The organism is Cupriavidus sp. CuC1, from assembly GCF_044627735.1.
Lineage (GTDB): Bacteria > Pseudomonadota > Gammaproteobacteria > Burkholderiales > Burkholderiaceae > Cupriavidus > Cupriavidus ulmosensis.
In genome coordinates this window covers 21,499-47,306 of the sequence record NZ_JBIUHC010000011.1, presented here as the reverse complement: position 1 = coordinate 47,306, position 25,808 = coordinate 21,499, and the positions used below count along the sequence as shown (strand labels likewise).

General features: G+C 65.6%; 20 protein-coding genes and 1 pseudogene. 5 read left to right on the top strand and 16 right to left on the bottom strand.

Features of this window, described 5'->3' with window-relative positions:
* Window positions 1–21 precede the first annotated feature (21 nt).
* Both ACGLHR_RS07075 and ACGLHR_RS07070 read right to left on the bottom strand, forming a co-directional pair.
* A complete protein-coding gene (locus tag ACGLHR_RS07075; protein ID WP_400092890.1) occupies window positions 22–2,109 on the bottom strand; it encodes a penicillin-binding protein 1A in 2,088 nt (695 codons plus the stop codon).
* 9 nt (window positions 2,110–2,118) lie between these two features.
* Complete coding sequence (locus ACGLHR_RS07070; RefSeq protein ID WP_400092888.1) at window positions 2,119–3,075, bottom strand: alpha/beta hydrolase; 957 nt, start codon at window positions 3,073–3,075, stop codon at window positions 2,119–2,121.
* Between the two features lie 175 nt (window positions 3,076–3,250).
* On the opposite strand from ACGLHR_RS07070, the gene ACGLHR_RS07065 reads away from it, so the two are divergent.
* A complete protein-coding gene (locus ACGLHR_RS07065) occupies window positions 3,251–3,514 on the top strand; it encodes a hypothetical protein (protein ID WP_400092965.1) in 264 nt (87 codons plus the stop codon).
* A gap of 25 nt (window positions 3,515–3,539) precedes the next feature.
* Here ACGLHR_RS07065 and ACGLHR_RS07060 read toward each other — a convergent pair whose 3' ends face one another.
* Window positions 3,540–3,947 (bottom strand): VOC family protein, encoded by a 408-nt coding sequence (locus ACGLHR_RS07060; RefSeq protein WP_400092964.1) that lies wholly within the window; start codon window positions 3,945–3,947, stop codon window positions 3,540–3,542.
* 215 nt (window positions 3,948–4,162) lie between these two features.
* On the opposite strand from ACGLHR_RS07060, the gene ACGLHR_RS07055 reads away from it, so the two are divergent.
* The gene (locus tag ACGLHR_RS07055) at window positions 4,163–6,100 is read left to right on the top strand and encodes a sigma-54-dependent Fis family transcriptional regulator (RefSeq protein WP_400092886.1); all 1,938 of its coding nucleotides are present in this window, start codon (window positions 4,163–4,165) and stop codon (window positions 6,098–6,100) included.
* A gap of 125 nt (window positions 6,101–6,225) precedes the next feature.
* Here ACGLHR_RS07055 and ACGLHR_RS07050 read toward each other — a convergent pair whose 3' ends face one another.
* The 4 genes from ACGLHR_RS07050 to ACGLHR_RS07035 form a co-directional block, all read right to left on the bottom strand.
* The gene (locus ACGLHR_RS07050) at window positions 6,226–6,618 is read right to left on the bottom strand and encodes a DUF779 domain-containing protein (protein WP_400092884.1); all 393 of its coding nucleotides are present in this window, start codon (window positions 6,616–6,618) and stop codon (window positions 6,226–6,228) included.
* A gap of 57 nt (window positions 6,619–6,675) precedes the next feature.
* Window positions 6,676–7,704: an alcohol dehydrogenase AdhP gene (gene adhP / locus ACGLHR_RS07045; RefSeq protein WP_400092882.1), complete on the bottom strand. Its 1,029-nt coding sequence runs from the start codon at window positions 7,702–7,704 to the stop codon at window positions 6,676–6,678.
* Between the two features lie 111 nt (window positions 7,705–7,815).
* Window positions 7,816–9,336 carry an aldehyde dehydrogenase gene (adh, locus tag ACGLHR_RS07040; protein WP_318234483.1) on the bottom strand — a complete coding sequence of 507 codons (1,521 nt, stop codon included), beginning with the start codon at window positions 9,334–9,336 and terminating at the stop codon, window positions 7,816–7,818.
* A 227-nt stretch (window positions 9,337–9,563) separates the two neighbouring features.
* On the bottom strand, window positions 9,564–10,511 hold the full coding sequence (locus ACGLHR_RS07035) for a LysR family transcriptional regulator (RefSeq protein ID WP_318234484.1): 948 nt from the start codon (window positions 10,509–10,511) through the stop codon (window positions 9,564–9,566).
* Window positions 10,512–10,627: 116 nt separating this feature from the next.
* Between ACGLHR_RS07035 and ACGLHR_RS07030 the strand changes: the two genes are divergently transcribed.
* Window positions 10,628–14,188 (top strand): indolepyruvate ferredoxin oxidoreductase family protein, encoded by a 3,561-nt coding sequence (locus ACGLHR_RS07030; protein WP_400092881.1) that lies wholly within the window; start codon window positions 10,628–10,630, stop codon window positions 14,186–14,188.
* Window positions 14,189–14,763: 575 nt separating this feature from the next.
* Here ACGLHR_RS07030 and ACGLHR_RS07025 read toward each other — a convergent pair.
* The 3 genes from ACGLHR_RS07025 to ACGLHR_RS07015 all read right to left on the bottom strand — a co-directional run bounded on the left by ACGLHR_RS07025 (window position 14,764) and on the right by ACGLHR_RS07015 (window position 17,094).
* On the bottom strand, window positions 14,764–15,081 hold the full coding sequence (locus ACGLHR_RS07025) for a YnfA family protein (RefSeq protein ID WP_318234486.1): 318 nt from the start codon (window positions 15,079–15,081) through the stop codon (window positions 14,764–14,766).
* Complete coding sequence (locus ACGLHR_RS07020) at window positions 15,078–16,076, bottom strand: 5'-nucleotidase (RefSeq protein WP_318234487.1); 999 nt, start codon at window positions 16,074–16,076, stop codon at window positions 15,078–15,080. Before ACGLHR_RS07020 ends, ACGLHR_RS07025 begins: the two co-directional genes overlap by 4 nt.
* Before the next feature lie 82 nt (window positions 16,077–16,158).
* The gene (locus tag ACGLHR_RS07015) at window positions 16,159–17,094 is read right to left on the bottom strand and encodes a LysR family transcriptional regulator (protein ID WP_400092880.1); all 936 of its coding nucleotides are present in this window, start codon (window positions 17,092–17,094) and stop codon (window positions 16,159–16,161) included.
* 119 nt (window positions 17,095–17,213) lie between these two features.
* Between ACGLHR_RS07015 and ACGLHR_RS07010 the strand changes: the two genes are divergently transcribed.
* Together ACGLHR_RS07010 and mdeB are read left to right on the top strand one after the other, a co-directional pair.
* Window positions 17,214–18,734, top strand: a complete 1,521-nt coding sequence (locus ACGLHR_RS07010; RefSeq protein ID WP_400092878.1) for a CoA-acylating methylmalonate-semialdehyde dehydrogenase — start codon at window positions 17,214–17,216, stop codon at window positions 18,732–18,734.
* A gap of 1,101 nt (window positions 18,735–19,835) precedes the next feature.
* Window positions 19,836–22,511: an alpha-ketoglutarate dehydrogenase gene (gene mdeB / locus ACGLHR_RS07005; RefSeq protein ID WP_400092876.1), complete on the top strand. Its 2,676-nt coding sequence runs from the start codon at window positions 19,836–19,838 to the stop codon at window positions 22,509–22,511.
* Here the strand turns inward: mdeB and ACGLHR_RS07000 are convergent.
* The 6 genes and pseudogenes from ACGLHR_RS07000 to ACGLHR_RS06975 form a co-directional block, all read right to left on the bottom strand.
* A pseudogene (locus tag ACGLHR_RS07000) lies at window positions 22,508–22,678 on the bottom strand (PLP-dependent transferase); the annotation flags it as partial. The gene mdeB and the pseudogene ACGLHR_RS07000 overlap by 4 nt on opposite strands.
* 50 nt (window positions 22,679–22,728) lie before the next feature.
* A complete protein-coding gene (locus ACGLHR_RS06995) occupies window positions 22,729–23,082 on the bottom strand; it encodes a hypothetical protein (protein ID WP_400092874.1) in 354 nt (117 codons plus the stop codon).
* A gap of 221 nt (window positions 23,083–23,303) precedes the next feature.
* Window positions 23,304–23,567, bottom strand: coding sequence for a hypothetical protein (locus tag ACGLHR_RS06990; RefSeq protein ID WP_318234491.1), 264 nt, complete (start codon window positions 23,565–23,567; stop codon window positions 23,304–23,306).
* A 114-nt stretch (window positions 23,568–23,681) separates the two neighbouring features.
* Window positions 23,682–23,939: a hypothetical protein gene (locus ACGLHR_RS06985; protein WP_400092872.1), complete on the bottom strand. Its 258-nt coding sequence runs from the start codon at window positions 23,937–23,939 to the stop codon at window positions 23,682–23,684.
* Between the two features lie 325 nt (window positions 23,940–24,264).
* Window positions 24,265–24,894, bottom strand: a complete 630-nt coding sequence (locus tag ACGLHR_RS06980; protein WP_400092871.1) for a DJ-1/PfpI family protein — start codon at window positions 24,892–24,894, stop codon at window positions 24,265–24,267.
* 98 nt (window positions 24,895–24,992) lie between these two features.
* Complete coding sequence (locus tag ACGLHR_RS06975) at window positions 24,993–25,682, bottom strand: helix-turn-helix domain-containing protein (protein ID WP_400092962.1); 690 nt, start codon at window positions 25,680–25,682, stop codon at window positions 24,993–24,995.
* Window positions 25,683–25,808 lie beyond the last annotated feature (126 nt).

Below are 25,808 nucleotides of genomic sequence, written 5' to 3'. Positions count from 1 at the left end.
CCATTCGGGCAGCAGGCGGGGTCAGGTTGTGGGCTGAGATGCGCGGGGCGGCACCCCGGCCGGGACAGGGCTCAACGCTCTGACGGACTCGGCGGCGCCTGTGGTGCCGGTTGTGCCGATTGCGCTGGTTGCGCTGGTCGCGCCGGTAGTGTCGGTGAGTGCCGGGCCTGCCTCCGGATCGGCGTCCGCCGGCGGGGCCGGGAAGCCAAGCGCGGCAATGCCGTGGCTGCCGTCGGCGTATTCCGGGTAGACCCAGTCATCGCCGTTGCGCACGAGGTCCTTGGGCGCAACGAATTCCGCCTCGGGCTGGCCGGCCAGGCGGCCTTCCATGTAGCTGGCCCAGATCGGCAGGGCCGTGGTGGCGCCGAACTCGTGCCGGCCCAGGCTGCGGTTGTCGTCGAACCCCATCCACGCCACCGTGACGATGCCCGACGCGTAGCCGGCAAACCAGCCATCGACCGAATCGTTGGTGGTACCGGTCTTGCCGGCCACGTCCGCGCGCCGCAGGTAGCGTTGCAGGCCCGCGCCGGTGCCGCTGGTCACCACGCTGTGCAGCAGGCTGTTCATCACATAGGCATTGCGCTCGGGAATCACGCGCTGCGGCTGGGGCTCGCTGTCGGCGGTAAACAGCACGTTGCCCGCGCCGTCGCTGATGCGCTCGATCAGGTAGGGCTCGGTGCGGTAGCCTTCGCTGGCGAAGACGCCATAGGCGGCGGCCAGCCGCAGCGGCGTGGTGGTGCCGGTGCCCAGCGCCATCGGCAGGTAGCGCGGCAGGCGCTGCTCGGAGAAGCCGAACTTGCCGGCGTAGTCCACGGCATAGGGAATACCGATGGCTTGCAAGGTCCGGATGGCAGGCAGGTTGCGCGACTGCGCCAGCGCCTGGCGCACGCTCACGGCGCCCAGGAAGCGGCCATCGTCGTTGCCCGGCTGCCAGCGCGACGACACATCCAGCGGAGCGTCGTTGATCAGCGTGGTGGCCGACACGCCGCGCTCGAGCGCGGCGGAATAGATGAACGGCTTGAAGGTCGAGCCCGGCTGGCGCAGCGCCTGCGTGGCATGGTTGAAGCGGCTGGTGGCAAAGTCCGCGCCGCCGATCATGGCTTCGATGGCGCCAGATTTGCTGTCCAGCGAGACCAGCGCGGCTTGTGGCGCTGCTTGCTGGCCATGGCGCTTGCCGTACTGGTCCAGGCCCGCGTGCACGGCCTCGTAAGCCAGGCTTTGCCTGACCGACGATACCGTGGTGTAGACGTTGAGGCCGCGCGTATAGGCGGCTTCGCCAAAGCGGTCGTAGGCGAGCTGGCGGGCCAGTTCCGCCACGTACTCGGCGTGCCCGTCAAAGCGGCCGTTATGCGAGCCGGCCACCTTGAGCGTTTCCGCGCGGGCCGCCTGGTACTGCTGGTGCGAGATCATGCCGAGCGCCTGCATCCGTCCCAGCACATACTGCTGGCGCAGCTTGGCGCGCGGGAAGTTGACCACGGGATTCATCGTCGACGGCGCCTTGGGCAGGCCCGCCAGCATCGCGCTTTCCGCCAGCGACAGCGCATCCAGCGGCTTGCCGAAGTACGCCTGCGCCGCGCTGCCGAAGCCATAGGCATGCTCGCCCAGGTAGACCTGGTTCATGTACAGCTCGAGGATGCGGTCTTTCGGCAGGGAGCTGTCGATCTTCCAGGCCAGCAGGATTTCATACCATTTGCGCGCGAGCGTTTTCTCGCGCGACAGGTAGAAATTGCGCGCCACCTGCATGGTGATGGTGGACGCACCCTGGGCGTAGCCTTCGCCGATATTGGCGAGCGCGGCGCGGAAGATCCCGGGGATATCCACGCCGGCGTGCTGGTAGAACTGATCGTCTTCCGCCGCCAGCAGGGCGTTGGACATCTGCTTGGGCATGCGCTCCAGCGGGACGAATTCGCGGTGCTCGTTGCCGAACTCGCCAATCAGCACGTTGTCGCTGGTGAATATCCTCAGCGGCAGGTCGGGACGATAGTCCCGCAGCGCATCGACGGCGGGGAGTTGACGAAGGCTCACCACGGCGGCGAACCCGACTAGCAGGGTGGAGGCCGCAGCAAGCGCCAGAGTGACGCTTGCTGCCTTTACTACGACTCTTTTCATGCGCGCATTCTACCTTGGGGCGAACACGGGGAAGCCGGCCACGCCGTCCGGGGCTTCCGCCGCTGCCGATTCCGCGTCATCGGCCCGGGGCACTTCCGTCGCAACCGGCCGCGTGCCGGGCCGGCCCACCCGCTGCGCGAATTCCGCCAGCGCGTGCCAGGTCCCGGGCTGCTCGATGATGGTGAAATGGTTGGTGCCTGGCATCATCTGCCGCGCCACTTGGCCGGGCCAGGCTGCGATCAGGCGCTCCGAGCATTCGTGGGGCACCACCTCGTCGACCTCGGCCAGCAGCACCTTGGTGCTCTGCACCACCTTCTTGCAGTGGGCGATCGAATCGAAGTGATGGCGCATCAGTTGTCGCAGCGGCACCAGCGGGAAGCGCTTGCGCACGATCTCCAGCATGGAGTCGTAAGGCGTGATCAGCTGCAGGCTCTCGAAATCCTGCAAATCCGCCAGCTGGATGGCCACGCCGGTGCCAAGGCTGCGGCCGACCACATGCACGCGCGTGCCGGGGAACATGCGGCGCAGGTGCAGCAGGAACTGGCTGGCGTCCGCTACGGCGGCTGGCTCGGAGGGCTGGCCGTCCGAGTGGCCCAGGCCGCGGTAGTCCATGGTGGCAAAGCCCACGCCCGGCGGCAGCCAGGCCAGGTGTTGCATGGTGTCCAATACATCCTCGCCGCGGCCGGGCAGGTAGAACAGCAGGTCGCGCGCGGTTTGTGCGTCCCGCACGGTTTCCCCGGTTTCCGCGTCCTGGACGCCCTGGGTGCCGTAGACATAGCCGCGCAGGAAACCGCCCGGCACCTCATGCGAGTAAGCGGAAATGCCCGCGGGCAGGTCCCGCGGCGGGCGGCGGCGGGCGTCGAACAACAGCCTGTCCTGGTTCAGCGTGAGGTAGGTCCAGTAGCAGGTAAAGCCGCCTGCGGTCAGCAGGATGGCGGCGAGGGCCTTGCGTGAGTGGGATGGCATGGGTTCGGAGGGTTTGTTCTTCCTGGCTTTACAGCGCAATGCGGGGCGTTTCTCAGCGTCGCCTGGATCATTTCCAAAGGGGCACGGCATTCGACCGGGCAAGGCGCCTGCAAGTTCTTGTACGATACGCCTCACATCAACGGCGGCCGGTGCGGCCGCGCACGGAGCCAAGGGCATGCCCGACCAAAACGACCAGAAAGACCTGCAAAAAGACGAAAAAAACCGCGCCGAAGAAGCCCAGGCAATGGAGCGCGTAGTCAACGCCACCCGCCAGGTGCAGGTGGCCTTTACCGCCTTGCAAGGGCAGTTTGCGCCGCAGGGCAGCGGCAAACCGTCAAAAATGGCGCTGCAGACCTTCGACGCTTCGCTGCAGGCGCTGGAAGATGCGCAAGCGGCATTCGACGACGTGCTGAACGACCTGCTCGACGGCAAGCGCTGAACCCGGCGGGCGGCATGTCCGGCGCTCAGTGTGCCGGATAGGCCGCCACCTCGATCAGGTTCCCGTCCGGGTCGCGGCAATAGACCGAGGTCATCGGGCCGAGCGCGCCGGTGCGGGCCGCCGGCCCGGCCTCGATCGGCACATGGTGCGCAATCCAGTGCGCGATCACGCTTTCCAGCGTGTTGCGGGTGATAAAGCAGAGATCGTCGCTGCCGGCGGTAGGGTGGACGCCGGTGAACCACGCCACGGTGTCCGTGCCGATCGGGCGCAGGTTGATCTTCTGCTGGCCAAAGCGCACCGAGACCCGCTTGCCGGTGCGCGACGCGAAGTCCTCGCGCTGCATGCCCAGCACGCTCTCGTACCACGCCGCGCTGGTCTCCACGTCCTTCACGTTCAGGACGATATGGTCGAAGCGATCTATCACAATGCTCATCATGCGCCTTTCGGGGGAGTGAATCGGGAGGGGCGCGAGCGCGCTCGCGCGTGCCGCAGGCAAGTACTTTACACGCGACTTCCGGGTGGTGCGCGCCGGTCGCGCCGCCGGCATGTGATAAGGTTTGGCGGCAAGGTCGCCACGCCGCCAGACAGGCCGGCACATAGACGGCCCGACCCGGCCACGCTGGGATCCAGAACAGGAGACCTGCCGCTATGAGCAGCACGCTTGCCAGCCACGCCGCCACGCCGGACGCCGATCCGGAGCGCCGCATCCTGATTGCCCGCGCGCATGCGCGCTCGACCAGTTTCGGCCTCGAAGCCACCCATGCGGCGGACTATCAATCGCTGGGCATGCGCGCGCTGCACGAACTGGTCGACGCCAACCAGTTGCTGTACAAGCACGCGCTGCCGGTCATGGAAACCTTGCACGCGCAGATCGCCAATACCGAGAGCATGGTGCTGCTGACCGACAGCGGCGGCGTGATCCTGCACAGCCTGGGCGACGGCGATTTTGCCGACCGGGCCAGGCGCGTGGCATTGGCGCCGGGCGTATCGTGGGCGGAGTCGAGCAAGGGCACCAACGCCATCGGCACCGCGCTGGCCGAGGCCCGGCCGACGGTGATCCATGCCGACGAGCATTTCCTGCGCGCCAACCGTACGCTGACCTGTTCCTGCGTGCCGATCTCCGGGCCGTTTGGCCAGGTGCTGGGCGCACTCGATGTGAGCGGCGATCACCGCGGCTTCCACAAGCACACCATGGCGCTGGTGCGCATGTCGGCGCAGATGATCGAGAATCATCTGTTTGCCACGCATTTCACCGATGCCGCGCTGGTGCGCTTTCACGCGCGGCCGGAGTTCGTCGGTACGTTGTTCGAAGGCATGGCGGCATTCGCGGCCGATGGCACCTTCCTGGCGGCCAACCGCAGCGGGCTGTTCCAGCTCGGCCTGTCGCCCGATACGCTGGACCGCCAGAACTTTGCCGCCTTGTTCGGCATGCCGCTGGGCGCCGCGCTCAAGCAGGGCTTTGATGCGTCTGGCCAGTTGTTGACGCTGACCCTGCCAAGCCGTGTGCTCGTGTTCGCGCGGATGTCGCTGCTCGCGCCGCCGCGCCGCGCGCAGGCGGCGCGTGCATCGACATCGGCAACCGCCACGGCGCTGGCCGCCCTCGATACCGGGGACGCCCGCATGGCCGCCGTGCTGCAGCGGGTCGACAAGGTGCGCGGCCGCGATATTCCCATCCTGGTGCTGGGCCGCACCGGTACCGGCAAGGAATGGCTGGCGCGCGCCATCCATCGCGACTCGCCACGCAGCGCCGCGCCGTTCGTCGCCGTGAATTGCGCGTCGATCCCGGAGTCCCTGATCGAGGCGGAGCTGTTCGGCTACGAGGACGGCGCCTTCACCGGCGCGCGCCGGCGCGGCAGCCCGGGCAAGCTGGTGCAGGCGCACGGCGGTACCTTGTTCCTTGACGAGATTGGCGACATGCCGCTGGCGCAGCAAGTGCGGCTGATGCGCGTGCTGCAGGAGCGCGCCGTGACCCCGCTGGGGGGCGCCCACGCGATTCCCGTGGACCTGCGCATCATCTGCGCCACCCACCGCGACCTGCGCGCGATGATCGCGGCCGGCACCTTCCGCGAGGATCTGTACTACCGCATCAATGCGCTATCGGTGACGCTGCCCGTGCTGCGCGAGCGCACCGACCTGCCGGTGCTGGTGGAGCGCATCTTGGCGCAGCAACTCGCGCAGGCCGAGCATGGCGAGCACGGCGATGGGCATCCAACCCGCGTTGCGGCGGATGTGCTGGCGCATTTCCAGCGCCATCCCTGGCCGGGCAACCTGCGCCAGATGGTCAACGTGCTGCGCACGGCGGCCATCATGGCCGAAGGCGAAGACGAGATCCGCGTGGAGCATTTGCCCGAGGATTTCGCGCAGGAGTTGATGCTCGCGGAGAATGGCGACGCCGAGCCAGACTTCATGCCCATGACACCCATGACACCCATGACGCCCGCCAGTACCCCCGAGCGCCTGCGCGATCGGGAAGCCGCCATGATCCACCAGGCGCTGGCGCGCCACGGCGGCAATGTCAGCCTGGCCGCGCGCGAGCTGGGGCTGTCGCGGAACACGATTTACCGGCGGCTGAAACGCGGCGCTTGAGAGCCGGGCGCGCTGAGGTTTGCGGCGCCGCGTGTTCGCTCCCTCTCCCACGAAGTGGGAGAGGGAGCGACAGCCGTCGTCATTCCCGATGGTTTTGGCGCATCCTGCCAGCTTTGCCCAGCGCTTCAGAGCGCGGGTTCCCGCTCCAACCTCCGCGCTTCCTCATCGCTGAACAACTCCGATCGCGTCAAAAACCGCATCCCGGTGGGCCCCTCCAGCGAAAACATCCCACCCGACCCGGCCACCACATCAATCACCAGCCGCGTGTGCTGCCAGTACTCGAACTGCGCGCGTGTCATGTAGAACTTCGCGCCGCCGATTTCGCCGAGGCAGACATCGGCCTCGCCAATGATCAGCTCGCCGTCCGGGTAGCACATCGGCGCGCTGCCGTCGCAGCAGCCGCCCGACTGATGGAACATCAATGCGCCGTGCTGCGCGCGCAGGCGCTCGATCAACGCCAGCGCGGCAGGCGTGGCGACGACGCGCTGCACGGCGTCAGGTGACTGGGTGTCGGGCATCGGGCGGCTCCTTGCCTTCGGATGGCAACTTCGGACGGCTACTTCGGATAGCTAATGTCAGGCGGCAAAATCCATGACGACGCGGCCTTCGATATCGCCTGCGCGCATGCGCGTGAAGATCTCGTTGATCTTCTCCAGCGGCGCGGTGGACACGGTCGCTTTGACGGCCCCGTGTGCGGCAAAGTCCAGTGACTCCTGCAAGTCGCTGCGCGTGCCGACGATGGAGCCGCGGATGGTGATGCCCTTGAGCACTACGTCGAAGATCGGCGTGGGGAAGTCGCCCGGGGGCAAGCCATTGAGCGCCACCGTGCCGCCACGCCGGACCATGCCGATAGCCTGGCCGAATGCCTTGGGCGAGACTGCCGTCACCAGCGCGCCGTGCGCACCGCCGATTTCCTTCTGGAGGAATGCCACGGGATCCGTAGTCAGTGCATTGACCGTAACCTCGGCACCGAGCTTGCGCGCGAGCTCCAGCTTCTTGTCGTCGATATCCACCGCCGCCACGCGCAACCCCATGGCGCGCGCATACTGCACCGCCACATGGCCAAGCCCGCCGATGCCGGAGATCACCACCCATTGGCCGGGCCGCGTATCGGTGACTTTCAGGCCCTTGTAGACGGTCACGCCCGCACAAAGAATCGGCGCGATTTCCACAAAACCCACGCTGTCGGGCAACAGGCCAACGTAGTTGGGATCGGCCACCACATATTCGCCATAGCCGCCGTTGACCGAGTAGCCGGTGTTCTGTTGCTTCTCGCACAGGGTCTCCCAGCCTTGCAGGCAGTGCTCGCAGTAGCCGCAGGCGCTGTACAGCCAGGGCACGCCGACGCGATCGCCTTCCTTCACGCGGGACACGCCCGCGCCCACCGCCGAGACATAGCCCACCCCTTCGTGGCCGGGAATAAAGGGCAGGGTAGGCTTGACCGGCCAGTCGCCTTCGGCGGCATGGAGGTCGGTGTGGCATACGCCGGAGGCTTCAATCTTGACCTGGATCTGCCCGCGCCCGGGTTGCGGCACGGGCACTTCGTCGATCGTGAGCGGGGCGCCGAATTCGCGCACCACGGCGGCTTTCATCATCGCTGTCATCTCGACTCCTGATGCTGTTGGCAAGGACGCCCGCGCTGCGGACCGGGCGGCCGGCAGCGCGGGCGTCATGCCGATCATGGCATGGGCACAGGCGCCCATTCTTGCGCTATATCAAAAGAAGCCGAGCGCGTTGGGGCTGTAGCTCACCAGCAGGTTCTTGGTCTGCTGGTAGTGGTCCAGCATCATGCGATGGTTCTCGCGCCCGATGCCGGATTGCTTGTAGCCACCAAAGGCCGCGTGCGCCGGATAAGCGTGGTAGCAATTGGTCCACACGCGGCCCGCCTGGATGCCGCGGCCCATGCGGAAGGCACGCGCGCCATCGCGCGTCCATACGCCGGCGCCCAGGCCATAGAGCGTATCGTTGGCGATGGCCAGTGCCTCTTCCTCATCCTTGAAGGTGGTCACCGAGACCACCGGGCCAAAGATCTCCTCCTGGAAGATGCGCATCTTGTTGTGACCCGCGAACACCGTGGGCTTGACGTAGTAGCCGCTGGACAGGTCGCCGCCCAGCGCATTGCGCTCGCCGCCGATCAGGCATTGCGCGCCTTCCTGCTTGCCCAGGTCGATGTACGACAGGATCTTCTCGAGTTGCTCCTGCGAGGCCTGCGCGCCGATCATGGTGGCCTTGTCGAGCGGATGGCCCTGCTTGATCGCCGCCACGCGCTTGAGCGCGCGTTCCATGAAGCGCTCGTAGATCGATTCCTGGATCAGCGCGCGCGATGGGCAGGTGCAGACTTCGCCCTGGTTCAGCGCGAACATGGTGAAGCCTTCCAGTGCCTTGTCGAAGTACGCATCGTCGGCGGACAGCACATCCTCGAAGAAGATGTTGGGCGATTTGCCGCCCAGCTCGAGCGTGACCGGGATCAGGTTCTGCGAGGCGTACTGCATGATCAGCCGGCCGGTGGTGGTCTCGCCCGTGAACGCGATCTTGCTGATGCGCGAGCTGGAAGCCAGCGGCTTGCCGGCTTCCAGGCCAAAGCCGTTGATCACGTTGAGCACGCCCGGCGGCAGCAGGTCGCCGATGATTTCCATCAGCACCAGGATCGAGGCCGGGGTTTGCTCGGCCGGCTTGAGCACCACGCAATTGCCCGCGGCCAGCGCGGGCGCGAGTTTCCACGTGGCCATCAGGATCGGGAAGTTCCATGGGATGATCTGGCCGACCACGCCCAGCGGCTCATGGAAGTGATAGGCCACGGTCTCGTGGTCGATCTCGGAGATGCCGCCTTCCTGCGCGCGGATGCAGCCGGCGAAGTAGCGGAAGTGATCCACCGCCAGCGGCAGGTCGGCCGCCGTGGTTTCGCGGATTGGCTTGCCGTTGTCGATGGTCTCGGCCACCGCCAGCGTGACCAGGTTGGCCTCGATGCGGTCGGCGATGCGGTTCAGGATGCGGGCGCGTTCGGTGGTGGAGGTGCGGCCCCAGGCGTCCTTGGCACGGTGCGCGGCGTCCAGCGCGGCGTCCACGTCCTTCTGGTTGGAGCGCGGCACGCGCGTGAAGGGCTTGCCGGTGATCGGCGAGATCGCTTCAAAGTACTGGCCATCGGCCGGGGCCACCCAGGCGCCGCCGATATAGTTTTCGTACTGTTCCTTGTAGGGATACGCAACGCCCAGCTGGGCGATTTCCGCCATGTTCATGTCTCTCTCCGTGTTGTGATGTCTGTCGTGCCGCTTTTGTTCGCGCACAAGCATCCATCCGCAAAAGCTGTGCCCGGTGGGCACGGCGCCGCGAGAACGGGAAAACCACGTAAAACCTGGCGGGGGAGGGCTATGCCGGCTGCTGCCGGTGTGTCACGGTGCGCCGAGGTGTGCCAATCTGGAGCAGTGCGTGGCGTCCTGGCACAGTGGACACAGTGGATGGGGGCCTAGCTGCCGCTGGCATGGATCAGGAACTCGCGCAGCGCATCGGCGGGTTTGTCCAGCTTGCGCCCGGGTTGCCACAGCAGCCCAAGCTCCATGTCAGGCACGCCTTCGGCGATCGGCCGCGCCTCGATCTGCTTGCCCTCCAGCGACCACGGGCGGTACACCATGTCGGACAGCACGGTCACGCCGAAACTGTGCGCCACCAGCCCGCGCAACCCCTCCATCGAACTGGTGCGAAACGCGATGGACGGCGTCAGCCGCTTGCTGCGCCAGTAGCGCAGCGTGGAGCGCTCGCCTTCGTCCACCGTCAGCAGGATGTAGGGGTGCGCCGCGATGTCCTTCAGCGTCAGCCTGGGCAGCGCCAGCAGCGGGTGCGACGGCGAAGCCCATAGCTGGCGCCGCGAGCGGATCAGCGTGTGGTGGGCAAAGCGTTGCAGCCTCTCGATATTGGACAGCAGCCCGATGCCAAGCTCGATCTCGCCGGCCAGCACCGCGCGCTCGATGCCGGGACGGTCCATGTCGTGCAGGTCGAAATCGATATCCGGGTAATTGGTGCGAAACCGCGCCAGCAGGCCCGGCAGCAGGTAGCCCAGCACGGTGTAAGACGCCGCCAGGCGCACCGTGCCGCTCAGGTTGTGGGCCTGGAAGCGCGGCTCGCGCAGCGTGTCCTGCACGGCGTCCAGGATCTGCCGGGCACGCTGGTGCAGCCGATGGCCCTCCGCCGTCAGCGCCACGCCGTGCGGCAGGCGGTCAAAGAGGCGCACGCCAAGCTGCTGCTCCAGCGTCAACACGGCATTGGTAATGGCCGATTGCGACACATGCTCGGCGGTGGCGGCCATGGAGAACTGGCCGGTTTCCGCCGCCGCGGCGAAGTAGCGGAACTGCCGCAGGGTGATTTCCTTGGCAATGCGCTGCCCGCCGTCTTCCTTCCCGCGCCGTTCTTTCGCCATATGGCACCTCGCTATGCGTTTTTCGGATACCAGCTCTCTGAATTCATGATTTTACGATATCGGCCGGCCTTCCTACACTCAGCTACAGCCCACAAGAGCACACGGAGACAGCATCGATGAATGCCCCCCTATCCCCAGCCCAGCAAGATGCCCTAGCGTCGGTTTCCCTCGACGACAAATACACGCTGGAAAAAGGCCGCGTCTATCTCAGCGGCACCCAGGCGCTGGTGCGCCTGCCCATGCTGCAAAAGGCGCGCGACCTTGCCGCCGGGCTGAATACGGCGGGCTTTATCTCCGGCTATCGCGGCTCCCCGCTGGGCGGTGTGGACCAGGCGCTGTGGAAGGCCAAGAAGCACCTGGCCGCCAGCGACGTGGTGTTCCAGCCCGGCGTGAACGAGGACCTGGCGGCCACCGCCGTATGGGGCACCCAGCAGGTCAACCTGTTCCCGGACGCGAAGCGCGACGGCGTGTTCTCGATGTGGTACGGCAAGGGCCCGGGGGTGGACCGCTCCATCGACGTGCTCAAGCACGCCAACTCGGCCGGATCCGCCAAGCATGGCGGCGTGCTGGTGCTGGCGGGGGATGACCACGCCGCCAAGTCGTCCTCGGTGGCGCACCAGTCCGAGCACGTGTTGCTGGCCTCCGGCATTCCGGTGCTGTACCCGTCCAATGTGCAGGAATACCTCGACTACGGCTTGCACGGCTGGGCCATGAGCCGCTACTCCGGCCTGTGGGTGTCGATGAAATGCGTGACCGACGTGGTGGAATCCACCGCCTCGGTGGAGGTCGATCCGGATCGCGTGATGATCGTGCTGCCCGAGGACTTTGCCATGCCGGAGGGCGGCCTCAATATCCGCTGGCCCGATCCGCCGCTGGCGCAGGAAGCCCGCCTGCTCGACCACAAATGGTATGCGGCGCTGGCCTATATCCGCGCCAACAAGCTCAACCGCGTGGTGCTGGATTCGCCCAACGCGCGCTTCGGCATTCTGACCGCCGGCAAGGCCTACCTCGACGTGCGCCAGGCACTGTCGGACCTCGGCCTGGACGATGACACCTGCCGCCGCATCGGCATCCGCGTGTTCAAGGTAGGCTGCGTGTGGCCGCTGGACGCGCACGACGCGCGCGAGTTCGCCACCGGCCTGGAAGAGATCCTGGTGGTGGAAGAAAAGCGCCAGATCCTCGAATACGCGCTCAAGGAAGAACTCTACAACTGGCGCGACGACGTGCGCCCCAAGGTCTACGGCAAGTTCGACGAACGTGGCAACCACGGCGGCGAATGGTCGCTGCCGCGCGGCAACTGGCTGCTGCCCGCGCACTACGAGCTATCGCCCGCGCTGATCGCCAAGGCCATCGCCACCCGCCTGGAGAAGAGCGACCTGCCGTCCGACGTGCGCGAGCGCATTGCCGCGCGCGTGGCGCTGATCGAGGCCAAGGAGCGCGAAGCCGCGCGCCCGCGCATCTCGGTGGAGCGCAAGCCCTGGTTCTGCTCGGGCTGTCCGCACAACACCTCGACCCGCGTGCCTGAAGGCTCGCGCGCGCTGGCTGGCATCGGCTGCCACTATATGGCGATGTGGATGGACCGCAATACCGATACCTTCAGCCAGATGGGTGGAGAGGGCGTGGCGTGGACCGGGCAGATGCATTTCACCGGCGAGAAGCATGTGTTCGTCAACCTTGGCGACGGCACCTACTTCCACTCTGGCCTGCTGGCAATCCGCGCGGCCATTGCGTCCAAGGCTTGCATCACCTACAAGATCCTGTTCAACGACGCCGTGGCGATGACCGGCGGCCAGCCCGTGGACGGTATCCTGACCGTGCCGCAGATTGCGCACCAGGTGCTGGCTGAAGGCGCCAGCAAGATCGTGGTGGTGACCGACGAGCCGCAGAAGTACGGCGACGGCAGCATGCTGCCCGGCGGCGTCACCGTGCACCACCGCGACCAGCTGGACGAGATCCAGGTCCAGCTGCGCGACACCGCCGGCGTCACCATCCTAATCTACGACCAGACCTGCGCCACCGAAAAGCGCCGCCGCCGCAAGCGCGGCACCATGGCCGATCCGGCCAAGCGGGCCTTTATCAACGACGCGGTGTGCGAAGGCTGCGGCGACTGCTCGGTCAAGTCCAACTGCCTGTCGGTGGAGCCACTGGAAACGCCCCTGGGCACCAAGCGCAAGATCAACCAGTCCTCCTGCAACAAGGATTTCTCCTGCGTGAACGGCTTTTGCCCGAGCTTTGTCACGGCCGAAGGCGCGCAGGTGCGCAAGCCTGTTGCGGTGGGCGGCAAGGGCGCGGGCGCCGATTTCGGCGCGCTGCCGCAGCCGGTGCTGCCCGTGCTGGAGCGGCCCTATGGCGTGCTGGTAACGGGCGTCGGCGGCACCGGCGTGGTCACCATCGGCGGCCTGCTGGGCATGGCTGCCCACCTGGAAAGCAAGGGCGTGACCGTGCTCGACATGGCCGGACTGGCGCAGAAGGGCGGCGCGGTGATCAGCCACGTGCAGATCGCGCCGACTCCCGCCGCGCTGCACGCCACCCGCATCGCCACCGGCGAAGCGCGCCTGGTGATCGGCTGCGACGCCATCGTCTCGGCCTCGCCCGAGGTCTTGTCCAAGACCCGGGTCGACATGACCGCAGCCGCCATCAACAGCGCCAATACGCCGACTGCGGACTTCATCAAGAACCCGAACTGGAAATTCCCGGGCGCCTCGGCCGAGCAGGACCTGCGCGCCAGCGTCGGTGGGGCCTGCGCCTTTATCGACGCCAACGCCTGGGCCGTGAAGTTGCTGGCGGATTCGATCTACTCCAACCCACTGCTGCTGGGCTTTGCGTGGCAGAAGGGCTGGGTCCCGCTGCAGCGCGACAGCCTGGTACGGGCTATCGAACTCAACGGCGTGTCGGTTGAGAAGAACCTGCTGGCTTTCGACTGGGGCCGCTATCTCGCGCACCACGGCGAGGCGGCACTTGCCGCGCAACTGCAGACCACGCCGCGTGCCCAGGTGGTGGCCATGCCGGAAACGCTGGATAGCGTCATCCGCCAGCGCGAGGCCTTGCTCACGGCTTACCAGAACCCGGCGTACGCAGCCCGGTACCGTGCCGTGGTCGACAGCGTACGCGCCGCCGAAAAGCGCGTCGGTGCCAACGGCCGGCTGCCGCTGACCGAAGCCGTTGCGCGCAATCTCGCCAAGCTGATGGCCTACAAGGACGAATACGAGGTGGCCCGCCTGTATGCCGACCCCGCTTTCCTCGACAAGCTGCGCGCGCAGTTCGAGGGCGAGCCTGGCCGTGACTATCAATTGAGCTTCCACCTGGCGCCCCCGCTGCTGGCCAGGCGGGACTCGCATGGCCACCTGGTCAAGCGGCGTTTCGGCCCGGCCATGCTCACGGTCTTCCGCCTGCTGGCGCGCGCCAAGGGCCTGCGTGGCACCGCCTTCGATGTGTTCGGCAAGACCGCCGAGCGGCGCTCGGAACGCAAGCTGATCGAGGACTACTTCGCGATGGTAGAGGAGTTCGGCGCGACGCTGAGCGCGGATCGCCTGGATACGGCGGTGGCACTGGCGAGCCTGCCGGATGACATCTGGGGCTTCGGGCATGTCAAGGAAGCCAATCTGGAGAAGGTGGCTGCGCGGCGGGTGGAGTTGCTGGCGCAGTATCGCGGGGAAGCGGCGCGGGTCGCGGCCTGAGCTGATCGGCGCTGGATTCACGGCGCGGATCAGGATGGCGAACGCCCGCCCTCTCCCCCGGCCCCTCTCCCACAAGTGGGAGAGGGGAGCCAACCCGCGGCAAGATGAACCAATTGTGGTAGCCGTGATTCTCGCCCCACGGGCGGGAATCACCCAAGCGCGATGCGAAGCGAGCCGTCAAGGTTTGAATCTCCCGTTATGCGGCGCCTCGTCGGCAAGCCAAAAGAGCGGAAAAGAGGGACCCATGTCTGAGCATCGCCCTAAGGCGATGTGAGTTTGGGTCCCGGCCGCTCTTTTGGCTTGCCGACGAGGAGGCTTTCGCCGCATCCGGGTCGCCTTCTTTGCCTACTTTCTTGGCGAGACAAGAAAGTAGGTCGCCTCCCCGCAGGGGAGGTGAAACTGCCTTTGACTTTGACGTTAAGCAGTTGGATTTGCAGTGAAGCAGCACGGATGGTGGAACCTGGAGCAATCAATCTGCGATGTCGGTCTCCCCTCTCCCGCGCAGCGGATGAGGGACAGGGGGAGAGGGCGGGCGCTAGCAGTGGCGCAAGCTCTCAATCATGCTCCTCCCCGCTTCAACGCGGCTGAAACACAATTATCGCCATCCCCGCAATCGCCACCGCCACCCCGGCCAGATCCCAGTGGCTAGGCTTCACCCCATCCACCAGCCAAAGCCACACAATCGCCACCGCAATATAAATCCCGCCATAAGCCGCATAGACCCGCCCGGAGGCATCCGGGTGCAGCGACAGCAGCCAGGCGAACAGCGCCAGCGACAGCGCGCCCGGCACCAGCAGCCATGCGCTAGCGCCCTGGCGCAGCCACAGGTAGGGGAAGTAGCAGCCAAGGATCTCCGCGCAAGCCGTGACGAGGTAAAGGGCGAAGGTTTTCATGTTGCGGATGCCGGTGCTTTGACAGCCTGGCTGGCGTTCTCGCCGTCGTCCTTCTTCACCCGCTTGCGCGCAGCCGGCTGCCGCTTGCCGCCACCCAATTCCCCACCCTTGTAAGGCACCCGCCCCGACGGCACTACCGCCGACGCCAGTTCCACATGTCCTTCCTGGTCGTCGAAGAACATATGCGCGCCGAACGCCTGCAGCACCTGGTCCTTGGGCAAGCCGCCGAGGAAGAAGGCCTCGTCGATGCTGACGTTCCAGGCGCGCAGGGTATGCACCACCCGCGTATGCGCCGGGCTGTTGCGTGCCGTGACGATGGCGATGCGCACCGGGCACTCGCCGGGTTGGAAGTGCGACTGGATCTCCGCCAGCCGGAGCAGCAGCTTGGCGAACGGCCCTTCGGCCATGGCCTTGTGGCGGTGCTTCTGCTCATGCCGGACAAAGGCTTCCAGTCCTTTTTGCTTGAAGATCTGCTCGGATTCCGGTGAGAACAGCACGGCATCGCCGTCGAAGGCAATGCGGATCTGGCCGGCGGGGGCGTGATAGTCGGCGGGCGCGGCGTACAGCTGGGCGGCGGCCACGCCGCCGTCGATGGCGGCTTGCACGTCGGTGGCCTCGCGCGAGAGGAACAGGTCCACCTTGAAGGCTTGCAGGTAGCGCGAGATCGGCTCGCCGCCGGTGAACGCCGCGCGGGTGATGTCCAGCCGGTGGGTCTCGATGGCGTTGAAGGCGCGCAGCCCGGTGTCGGGCGAATTGCGCGAGATCACCACCACTTCCACCAGCCGCCGGCCGGGGATCAGGTTATTGAGCCCGAGCAGCGCCTGCACCAGCGGGAACGCGGTGCCCGGCAGCAGGGGCTCGTCCTCATGCTGGCGCTGGTAGGCGGAGTAGGACGCCACCCCCTCGGATTGATAGATGCCGTTCTCGTGCTCGAGGTCGAACAACGCCCGGGACGAGATGCCGATGACGAGTTTGTCTGTGAGATCGTAGGCCATGCCGCAGTATAAAGGCAGACGATTCGACACTGGCGGCGCGCACGGGTCGAGCTGCAGTAGCAACCTGCGGCAGGACAGGGCTTCAGCCCATTGCGAAGCCATCCTTCAGCGTCTCGCGCAGGTAGTCCACGAACACGCGGACGGCGCGCGGCAGGTAGGGGCTGTAAGGGCGGATGGCGAAAAGGTGGTCCCCAAAGGCCCCTGCCGAGCGCCAGTTGGGCAGGACCTTGACCAGCCTGCCGGCGGCCACGTCCGCCTGGGCGGTGAAATCCGGCAGCAGGGCGATGCCCAGCCCGCCCAGCGCCGCCTCGCGCAGGGCTTCGCTGTTGTTGGCGGCAAAGCTGCCATGTATGGCCACGCTGCGCCGGGGGCCCGCGCCGCGCACCGGCTCGAAGCTCCAGGTGGGTGATTCGCCCCGCCGGAAATAGTGCAGGCAAGCATGCCTGGCCAGTTCCTCCGGGTTTTCCGGCGCGCCATGGCGCTTCAGGTAGCTGCGCGTTGCCACCAGGACCGTGCTCGTGCGGCATAGCGTCCAGGCAATATGCGTATCCGGCGCCACCGAGGCATGCCGGATCGCCAGGTCGAAACCCTCCTGCGCCAGCGAGGTGAACTTGTCGGAGAACTCCATCTCGATCCGCACTTCCGGGTAGGTCTTCAGGAAGGCCGGGATGCGCGGGACGATCTGCTGGCGGCCCAGCGCCACCGGCGCCGTTACCCGCAGCAAGCCGCGCGGCTCGCCGGCAAGATCGCGCACGCCGGCAAAACTGCGCTCGATATCCGAGAAGGCGTTGCGCGTGGTGTCCGCGAGTTGCTGGCCGGCTTCCGTCAGCCGGACGCTGCGTGTGGTCCGCTGCACCAGCGGCACCCCGGCGCTGCGCTCCAGCTCCGCGATCCGCTGGCTCATCGCCCCCTTGCTCACGCCCAGGCGCACGGCCGCGGCCGTGTAGCTGCCGAGCTCACCCAGCACGACCAGCGAGTACAGGTGCGCCCAGTTGGGCTCTTTATTTTCGTCTTCCATCGCGACATTGTTTACTTTGCTAAACAATGAGTCAAGCCGCGCGGCATTGCTGGGGATGGATGCCCTGACTACACTCGTCGCATTGGCTAATCCCCCTCTCTTTCCTGGAAGGCAATAACGTGAAGACTCCCATCGCATACACCGAAGGCGGCCAGCTCGGCCACTACATCAACGGCAGCCGGGTTGCCAGCGGCAGCGGCCGTGCGCAGGATGTCTTCAACCCCGCCACCGGCGCCGCCGCGCGCACCGTGGCGCTGGGCTCGGTCGACGAAGTCCGCACCGCGGTTGCCGCTGCCGCCGCGGCCTTCCCGGCCTGGGCGGACACGCCCCCGATCCGCCGCGCGCGGGTCATGCAACGCTTCCTGCAGCTGATGAACCTGAATCGCGACACGCTCGCGGCGATGATCACGGCGGAACACGGCAAGGTCTTCTCCGACGCGCAGGGCGAAGTCTCCCGGGGCATCGACATCATCGAATTTGCGTGCGGCATTCCCCAACTGCTCAAGGGCGATTACACGGACCAGGTCAGCACGGGGATGGATAACTGGACGCTGCGCCAGCCGCTGGGTGTGGTCGTTGGCATCACGCCGTTCAACTTCCCCTGCATGGTCCCTTGCTGGATGTTCCCGATCGCGCTGGCGGCCGGCAACACCTTTGTGCTCAAGCCGAGCGAGCGGGATCCCAGCGCCAGCCTGTTCATGGCGGAACTGCTGACCGAAGCCGGCTTGCCGGCCGGCGTGTTCAATGTGGTGCAGGGCGACAAGGTTGTGGTCGATGCCTTGATCGAACATCCTGAAGTCAAGGCGGTGAGCTTTGTCGGCTCCACCCCGATTGCCCAGTTCATCAGCGAGCGTGCGGCGCACTTCGGCAAGCGCGTGCAGGCACTCGGCGGCGCCAAGAACCACCTGGTGGTCATGCCCGACGCGGACATCGAGCAAGCCGTGGATGCCTTGATCGGCGCCGGCTACGGCTCGGCTGGCGAGCGCTGCATGGCGATCTCGATTGCCGTGCTGGTCGGCGATGTCGCGGACAAGATCCTCCCGCTGCTGGCCGAGCGCGTGAAGGCACTGGTGATCGGCAACGGCATGAACGCCGAAGCCGAGATGGGCCCCATTGTCACGCGCCAGGCGCTGGAGCGGATCGAGGGCTATGTCGGCCTCGGCGTGGAGGAGGGCGCCACGCTGGTGGTGGACGGCCGCGATTGCCGCGTGCCCGGCCATGAAGGCGGCTTCTTCACAGGCGGCACCTTGTTCGACAACGTGACCCCGGCCATGCGCATCTACCAGGAAGAGATCTTCGGCCCGGTGCTGGGCTGCGTGCGCGTAAAGGATTTTGCCGAGGCCGTGCAACTGGTCAACGACCATGAGTTCGGCAACGGCGTGGCCTGCTACACCAGCGACGGCGGCGTGGCGCGTGAGTTCGCTCGGCGCATCCAGGTCGGCATGGTCGGCATCAACGTGCCCATCCCGGTGCCGATGGCCTGGCACGGCTTTGGCGGCTGGAAGCGCAGCCTGTTCGGCGACACCCACGCGTATGGCGAGGAAGGCGTGCGCTTCTACACCAAGCAGAAGTCCGTGATGCAGCGCTGGCCCGACAGCATCGGCAAGGGTGCCGAGTTCGCCATGCCTACGGCGAAGTAAGCTGCAGGCGGCAGCGTGTTGGCGCGCTAACCCTTGGTCATTGCCGATTGAATGCGCCTTGATCTGAGGCGCGTCTTTAGGGCGGGGTTTTGATGCTTCTAGCTGCTGATGCAGAATGGCGTGAGTGGGCGATGTTTTAGCGCTTCTAGCTGCTGTCGCGGCTGTACGGTGTTGGCCGATTTAGAACGTGTGAGATGTCACTTTTCTTTAAAAGTAACCAAAAGAAAGCGATCCTTGCAGGAGGCTGGCTTGTCGGGGTTGCGTAGCCCAATGGTTTCGTCGTTAGGCCCCGGGTTTTAATTAACTCGTGCCGTTACCGGTTTGAATGGCCACGATACTGCGGATGACGCTGGTTTCGTGGTGAGGCTGCTCGGTAGTAGCATCTCAGCCCATTCACACATCTGCCGTTACCGGTGCAAAGCACAACGATATATCACGCCGTGATGGTTTCGTGGTGGGGTGGGCGCGGTGGTAATCTCCTCGGAATTATTTTTTCGGTGCCACCGCGCCCACGACGGAAACGGGACGCCTGCAACTTCGTGGCCGCCCGCGCCGCGAGCGACAGACGGCTTGAAATTCGTGGTGGTGGCTACCGGTGGGGACCACCACGAAACCCTGGGCATGGGCAGGGTCGTGGTGATCTAAACTGGTAACGGCACGAGTCCATTAGCACCCAGGGCCGTACGACGAAACCATTGGGATTCCCAATGACGCCACGCCAGCCTCCTGCAAGGATCGCTTTCTTTTGGTTACTTTTCTTTACGAGTAAAGAAAAGTGACATCTCACACGTTCTAAAACGGCAACACCGCCCAGCCGCGCCAGCAGCTAGAAGCAATAAAACCCCCTAAAGAGACACCCCCGCGTCAGCGGGCCACAAGCCATACACATCGCACACATCCCCCCCCCAGTCTCCACAGCACGTTGCGCTGCCAGCCGCCCAGCCGCAGCACGCTACGCTGCCGACGGCCGGGATCGCCTGCCATTTCGGCAGCTTCTGCCGCGGCCTCCTCCCTACAATGAAATCCTCGATTCGCGGCATCCTTGACGCTGTCGCCGGATACAGAAGAACGAAGAGAAGAACAAAGCCCACGGAGACCGCAATGAGTGCCCTGCCAAAAACAGCCGCCAGCGAGATTGCCTCAGGCGAAGGCCATGACCCCGATCGCGAAGAAACCAGCGAATGGCTCGACGCCCTGGCCGGCGTCTTCCGCACCGGCGGCGCGCCGCGTGCGCGCTTCCTGCTGGAACGCCTCGCCGAGCATGCCAGCCATCTCGGCCTTGGCGAACGGGCGAATCCGTACTCGGCCTACCAGAACAGCATCGGCGTGGGCGAGCAGCCGCGCTATCCCGGCGACCTCGCGCTGGAGCAGCGGCTGACGTCGATCATCCGCTGGAACGCGCTGGCCATGGTGGTGCGCGCCAACAAGGCTTACGGCGAACTTGGCGGCCACCTTGCCAGCTATGCCTCCGCCGCCGAGATCTTCGAGGTGGGCTTCAATCACTTCTTCCGCGCCGACGATGGCGAGCACAAGGGCGACCTGGTCTACTTCCAGCCGCACTCCGCTCCGGGCGTCTATGCACGCGCCTTCCTCGAAGGACGGCTGTCCGAATCCCAACTGGCGAGCTACCGGCAGGAAACCGGCGGCGGTGGCCTCTCCTCCTATCCGCATCCCTGGCTGATGCCGGATTTCTGGCAATTCCCGACCGGCTCCATGGGCATCGGCCCGATCAGCGCCATCTACCAGGCCCGCTTCCTGCGTTATCTCGGCCATCGCGGCATCGCCGACACTGCCGCGCGGCGCGTGTGGGGCGTGTTCGGGGATGGCGAGATGGACGAGCCGGAATCGCTCGCCGCGCTCTCGCTTGCGGCGCGTGAGAAGCTCGACAACCTTACCTTCGTCATCAATTGCAACCTGCAGCGGCTCGATGGGCCGGTGCGCGGCAACGGCCAGGTGATCCACGAACTGGAGGCGCTGTTTGGCGGCGCCGGCTGGCATGTGGTGAAGGTGGTCTGGGGCTCGGAGTGGGATGCGCTGTTTGCCCGCGACACCAACCACGCGCTGCTCCGGCGTTTCGCCGCCATGGTGGACGGCGAGTACCAGAATCTCGGCGCCAAGGATGGCGACTACAACCTGGCTCACTTCTTCAACACGGACCCCGAGCTCAAGGCGCTGGTCGCCAGCATGAGCAGCGCGGATATCGATGCGCTGCGCCGGGGCGGGCATGATTTGCGCAAGCTGTACGCCGCATTCCAGGATGCCCAGGCGCACAAGGGCAAGCCCACCGTGATCCTCGCCAAGACCAAGAAGGGCTACGGCATGGGCGAGGCGGGCGAATCCCGCATGACGGCGCACCAGCAGAAAAAGCTCGATATCGATGCGCTGCGCGCGTTCCGCGACCGCTTTGCGCTGCCGCTGGACGACGAGGCCGTGGCGGAGCTGCGCTTCTACAAGCCGGCCGACGAAAGCCCGGAGATGACCTACCTGCACGCTCGCCGCCAGGCGCTGGGCGGCTACCTGCCGGCGCGCGCGCGCACCGCCCCCGCGCTGCGCATGCCCGAGCTGATGCAGTACGGCCGCTTCGCCATGGAGCCGGACGAGCGCGCCGTCTCCACCACCACCGGCGTGGTGCGCCTGTTTACCAACCTGATCAAGGACAAGGCCATCGGCCCGCGCGTGGTGCCCATCGTGGCCGACGAGGCGCGCACCTTCGGCATGGCCAACCTGTTCCGGCAGATCGGCATCTACTCGCCCGTGGGCCAGCTCTATGAGCCGGAAGATGCCGGCTCGATGCTGTACTACAAGGAGAGCCAGCAAGGGCAGTTGCTGGAAGAAGGCATCACCGAAGCCGGGGCGCTGGCGTCGTGGACGGCCGCGGCAACGTCGTACAGCGTGAGCGGCGTCGCCATGCTGCCGTTCTATATCTATTACTCGATGTTCGGCTTCCAGCGCGTCGGCGACCTGATCTGGGCGGCGGCGGACCAGCGCGCGCGCGGCTTCTTGATCGGCGCCACCGCCGGGCGCACCACGCTTGCCGGCGAAGGCCTGCAGCACCAGGATGGCACCAGCCAGCTGATCGCCGCCACGGTGCCGAACTGCCGCGCCTACGATCCGGCCTTCGCCAGCGAAGCCGCGGTCATCATCCACCACGGCGCGCGCAGCATGCTGGAGGAGCAGCGCGACGAGTTCTACTACCTGACGGTCAACAACGAGAACTACGTGCAGGCGCCGCTGCGGGAGGACGCGCACGAAGACGTGATCAAGGGCATGTACCTTTACGGTACCCGCGGCCCGGAAGGCGCCGCCACCAGCGTCAGGCTGCTCGGCTCCGGCGCCATCCTGCGCGAAGTCATCGCCGCCGCGGACCTGCTGGCGAGCGACTGGAATATCAAGTCCGAGATCTGGAGCGTGACCAGCTTCTCCGAGCTGGCCAGGGACGCCCGCGAATGCGAGCGCGCCAGCCTGTTCGCCAGCGGCGGCGAGACGGAAAGCCATTTGCAGCGCTGCCTGCCGGGCGCCACCCCGGTCATTGCCGCCACCGACTACGTGCGGGCGTATGCGCAGCTCGTCGCTTCCTACCTGAGCGCGCCGTTCACCGCGCTCGGCACGGACGGCTTCGGCCGCAGCGACACACGCGCCGCGCTGCGCCGCTTCTTCGAGGTCGACCGCTACCACGTGGCGATTGCCGCGCTGCGGTCGATTTCTCCGGAGCTGCACGCCAAGGGGCTGGAGCGCTACGGCGTTAGCACGGAGCCGGATGCGCCTTGGGTGCGTTAAGCCAGCGCCTGCGCAATCTCCGCCAGCAAGTCCGTCGCATCCTCAATGCCGGCGCTCAGGCGGACCAGCCCGTCGGTCACGCCGTTGCGCAGACGGATTTCCTTGGCTACCGCGCTGTGCGTGGTGGAGGCGGGATGGCAGGCGAGCGAGTCGACATCGCCCACGGAGACCGCCTGCTGATAAGCGTCAGCCGGTCGAGGAAACCGTTAATCCCGGCTCACATCCACTGAGCGTTCATCCAGGAAGTGCCCGAACTCATCCAGCTCCTTTTGGATTCCCACCATACTCGCGTCAATAGCCTGCGGCGTAACTTCACCGTCGACGAACTCAACCGAGACGCGGGTAACACGCGGATCTTTGTCAACAATGCCCTGGAGCACCTTGTCAAAAAGCTTTTCCCGGCACGCAAGCCGAGCGGACGGGGGACCAGCACCTTGATCAACAGGATCTTCGCCTCGCTCTCAGTGTCCGCCGCATCGGCAACAGCAGTCCGGAGATACGATTTGAGTTTCAAGACACTCAAGTTGCCAGGAACAGCAATATGCGACACCCGCACCTTTGCCTCAGCCATGCTATCTCTCCGCGAAATTGAACGCGAGGACTATACCGCAGGCGGCATTGGTCCAACAAAGCGCGGCCCTGTCGCAAGCCAGAACGCCTCATTGATTGCACTAGCGGGCGCAACCAGGTCATCCAGTCCGGATACACCATCAGATACGCCAGCACCGGCTGCACAGCGTCATGCATCGACGGGCACTATGCCCAAGTACCCCAGGCGGGGGCGCCTGCAGTTCATACCTTGGCGTGGGTGGCGGCCCATTGCGACGGGTTGACGTCGATGCTCAGCGGGCCGAAGCCGGAGCCGATCACGCCGACGTTGTTGAGCGTGTTCACGTTGATGCTCTGCAACTGGGCGATGTTCTGGTTGACGTTGACATTGACGTTGGCCACCGGGCCCAGTCCTTGCAACCAGGAATTGCCGCCGCGCACCGCGGCCAGGGACTTGCTGTCGAGGTCTTGGTTCAGGGCGAGGTCGCGCACGATGAGGGATGACATGATGGTTCTCCTACACTTCACTTGATCACTGGAACTGGTTGGAAATGGCTGGAACCGGCTGGCAGCGGAGGCGGCGGAGGCGGCGGGGCCGCCTCGCGCGGGTGCCGGGACCGTTCAATAAATGTTGTTGTGGGCGTTCTGGGTCGAGTCGACACGGGACTTGATGTCGGTCACGAAGGCGGCGTTGTTGCCGTTCATGTTCACGACGTTCTGCGTCTGGCCGATCAACTGCGAGGCGTTGAAGGACGAGTCGATCTTGGTCAGGCTGAAGACGGGCATGAAAGGCACGAAGCCGCCGCGCACCGCGCGCATGGCGCGGGTGTCGAGTTCTTCGGTGACGGACAGGTCCTTGATGGCGAGGGTGGTAGTCATGGCAGTTCTCCTTGGGAGCGATTGGGACTTTGGTTCGTTTGGGTTGAGCATCTGTGCTGCGCTCGGGAGGTACAAACGCATGGAGCGTGCCAAGGCGGGCCACGCCATCGTGAATCGCCTGCAAACCTAGGCGGGGCTTTGGAGAGAGATTTTTGGAGCGCGAAGCGTGGCGTCAAAGCCCAGCGCGCGTCGGCCCGGATCTGGCGGGTGCGAACCAACACAACAACACCGGGTGTTTGCTACTGCGCGACAGCCTGGGCCCGTCCACCGGGGGAGCTTTGGATGCCCAGCGGCGTTTCGTGGCCGACGCGGGGCAAGCAACGGGTCAGGCAGCATGCCTGAGCGTCGGCAGGCGCCGCCGGTTGGCGTCCAGCGCCGCGTCGTACTCCATGATGCGGGCTGTCTCGTAGCCCACCTCGGAGCCGAGGTGCCGCTCAAGGAGGTAGAGCGTCAGATCAATGCCGAGCGTCACGCCGCCGCCGGTAATGACATCGCCCTCGTCGACCACCAGCGCCTGGACGGCTTGCGTCTCCGGATACAGTCTGGCAAGGGTGGTGACCGGGCATTCCTCGGGTCCGGTGACGGGAAACTTTGTCGTGGCGGTCTTGCCTTCGAGCAAGCCGGAGGCCCCGAGGATCATGGCGCCCGTACAGACGCTCGCCACGGGCTCGCCGCTGGCGTGACGCCGGCGGATAAACGAAAGCATGGCATCGTTATCTACCTGCTCGCGCCAGCCCGGGCCGCCGGTCACGATCACGACATCCGCCGCCGGCGCATCGGCGAACGCGTAGTCGGTTTCAACGCGCAGGCCGTTCTGCAACCGGACCATGCCGCCGTGCTCTGAGACGGTGAAATATGAGAGCTTGTCCGTCACTCGCTTCGCCATCGATAGCGTCCCGATGACAGCGAGTTCGATGGGTTCAATGTGTTCATACAAAACGACCGCGACGTGCATGGTGTTGTCTCCGAGTGGGTTGTTTCCCAATCTTATGACAATGTTTCCTTGCGGGCAACTTATTTCCTTCGCGCGCGTGGATGGTGTTTTACCGCGTATCACTTGGGGTCAGGCTCGGCGGGCTCCATCACAACCACCACAGCCTGTGCATCGCCCTCCAGGGCGCGGCCCCGATGCGGCGTGCTGGACTCGAAGTAAAGGCTGTCGCCAGCTTCCAGGATGCAGCGTTGAAGCTTGCCTTTGACCTTGAACTCGAATTCGACTTTCCCCGACAGGAGAAAGACGAATTCCTCTCCCGCGTGCTCGAAGAAGAAGTCGAGATTGATCTCGGAGGGGAAGGTAAACATGAAGGGATCCATGTGCTTGCGCTGCTTCTTGTGCGCCAGGCTCACATAGTCGTACCCGTAGGCGCTGCCGCCGCGAAACACGGGTTTGCGCTCCCAATGATGCACCACGGAGACGGGCGCGTCGGCACCTTCGGGCGAGACCGCGTCCGCGGCATCCGCGTCGACAAAGAAATAGCTCAGCTCCATGCCCATGGCGCGTGCGATGCGTGCAAGCGAACCAATCGGCGGCGCCTTTTTTCCGTTCTCGATCTTGGATAGATAGCCTTTTGTGAATCCGGATAGCTCCGCAAGGGCTTCAAGCGTAAGGCCGTGTTCGATGCGTGCTGTGCGCAGACGCAGGCATACGGCTTCTTCATCATCTATCGGCGCCGCGCTCACATCCTGGGCGGCTTGCTTCTGCCGTGATGCGAGACGTGTTCTATCGAGGGTTTTTGCCGTCATGGCTTGCAAGTTCCGTTCGCCCGTCTGGTAGGGGAATGGGAAACTTGGGCAAGTTTCCCGGTTGGAATTGTAAGCCTTGTTGCGCGGCGTCTGTTGCCCAGGCGGTTTTGGCACTGCTTGCGCCGC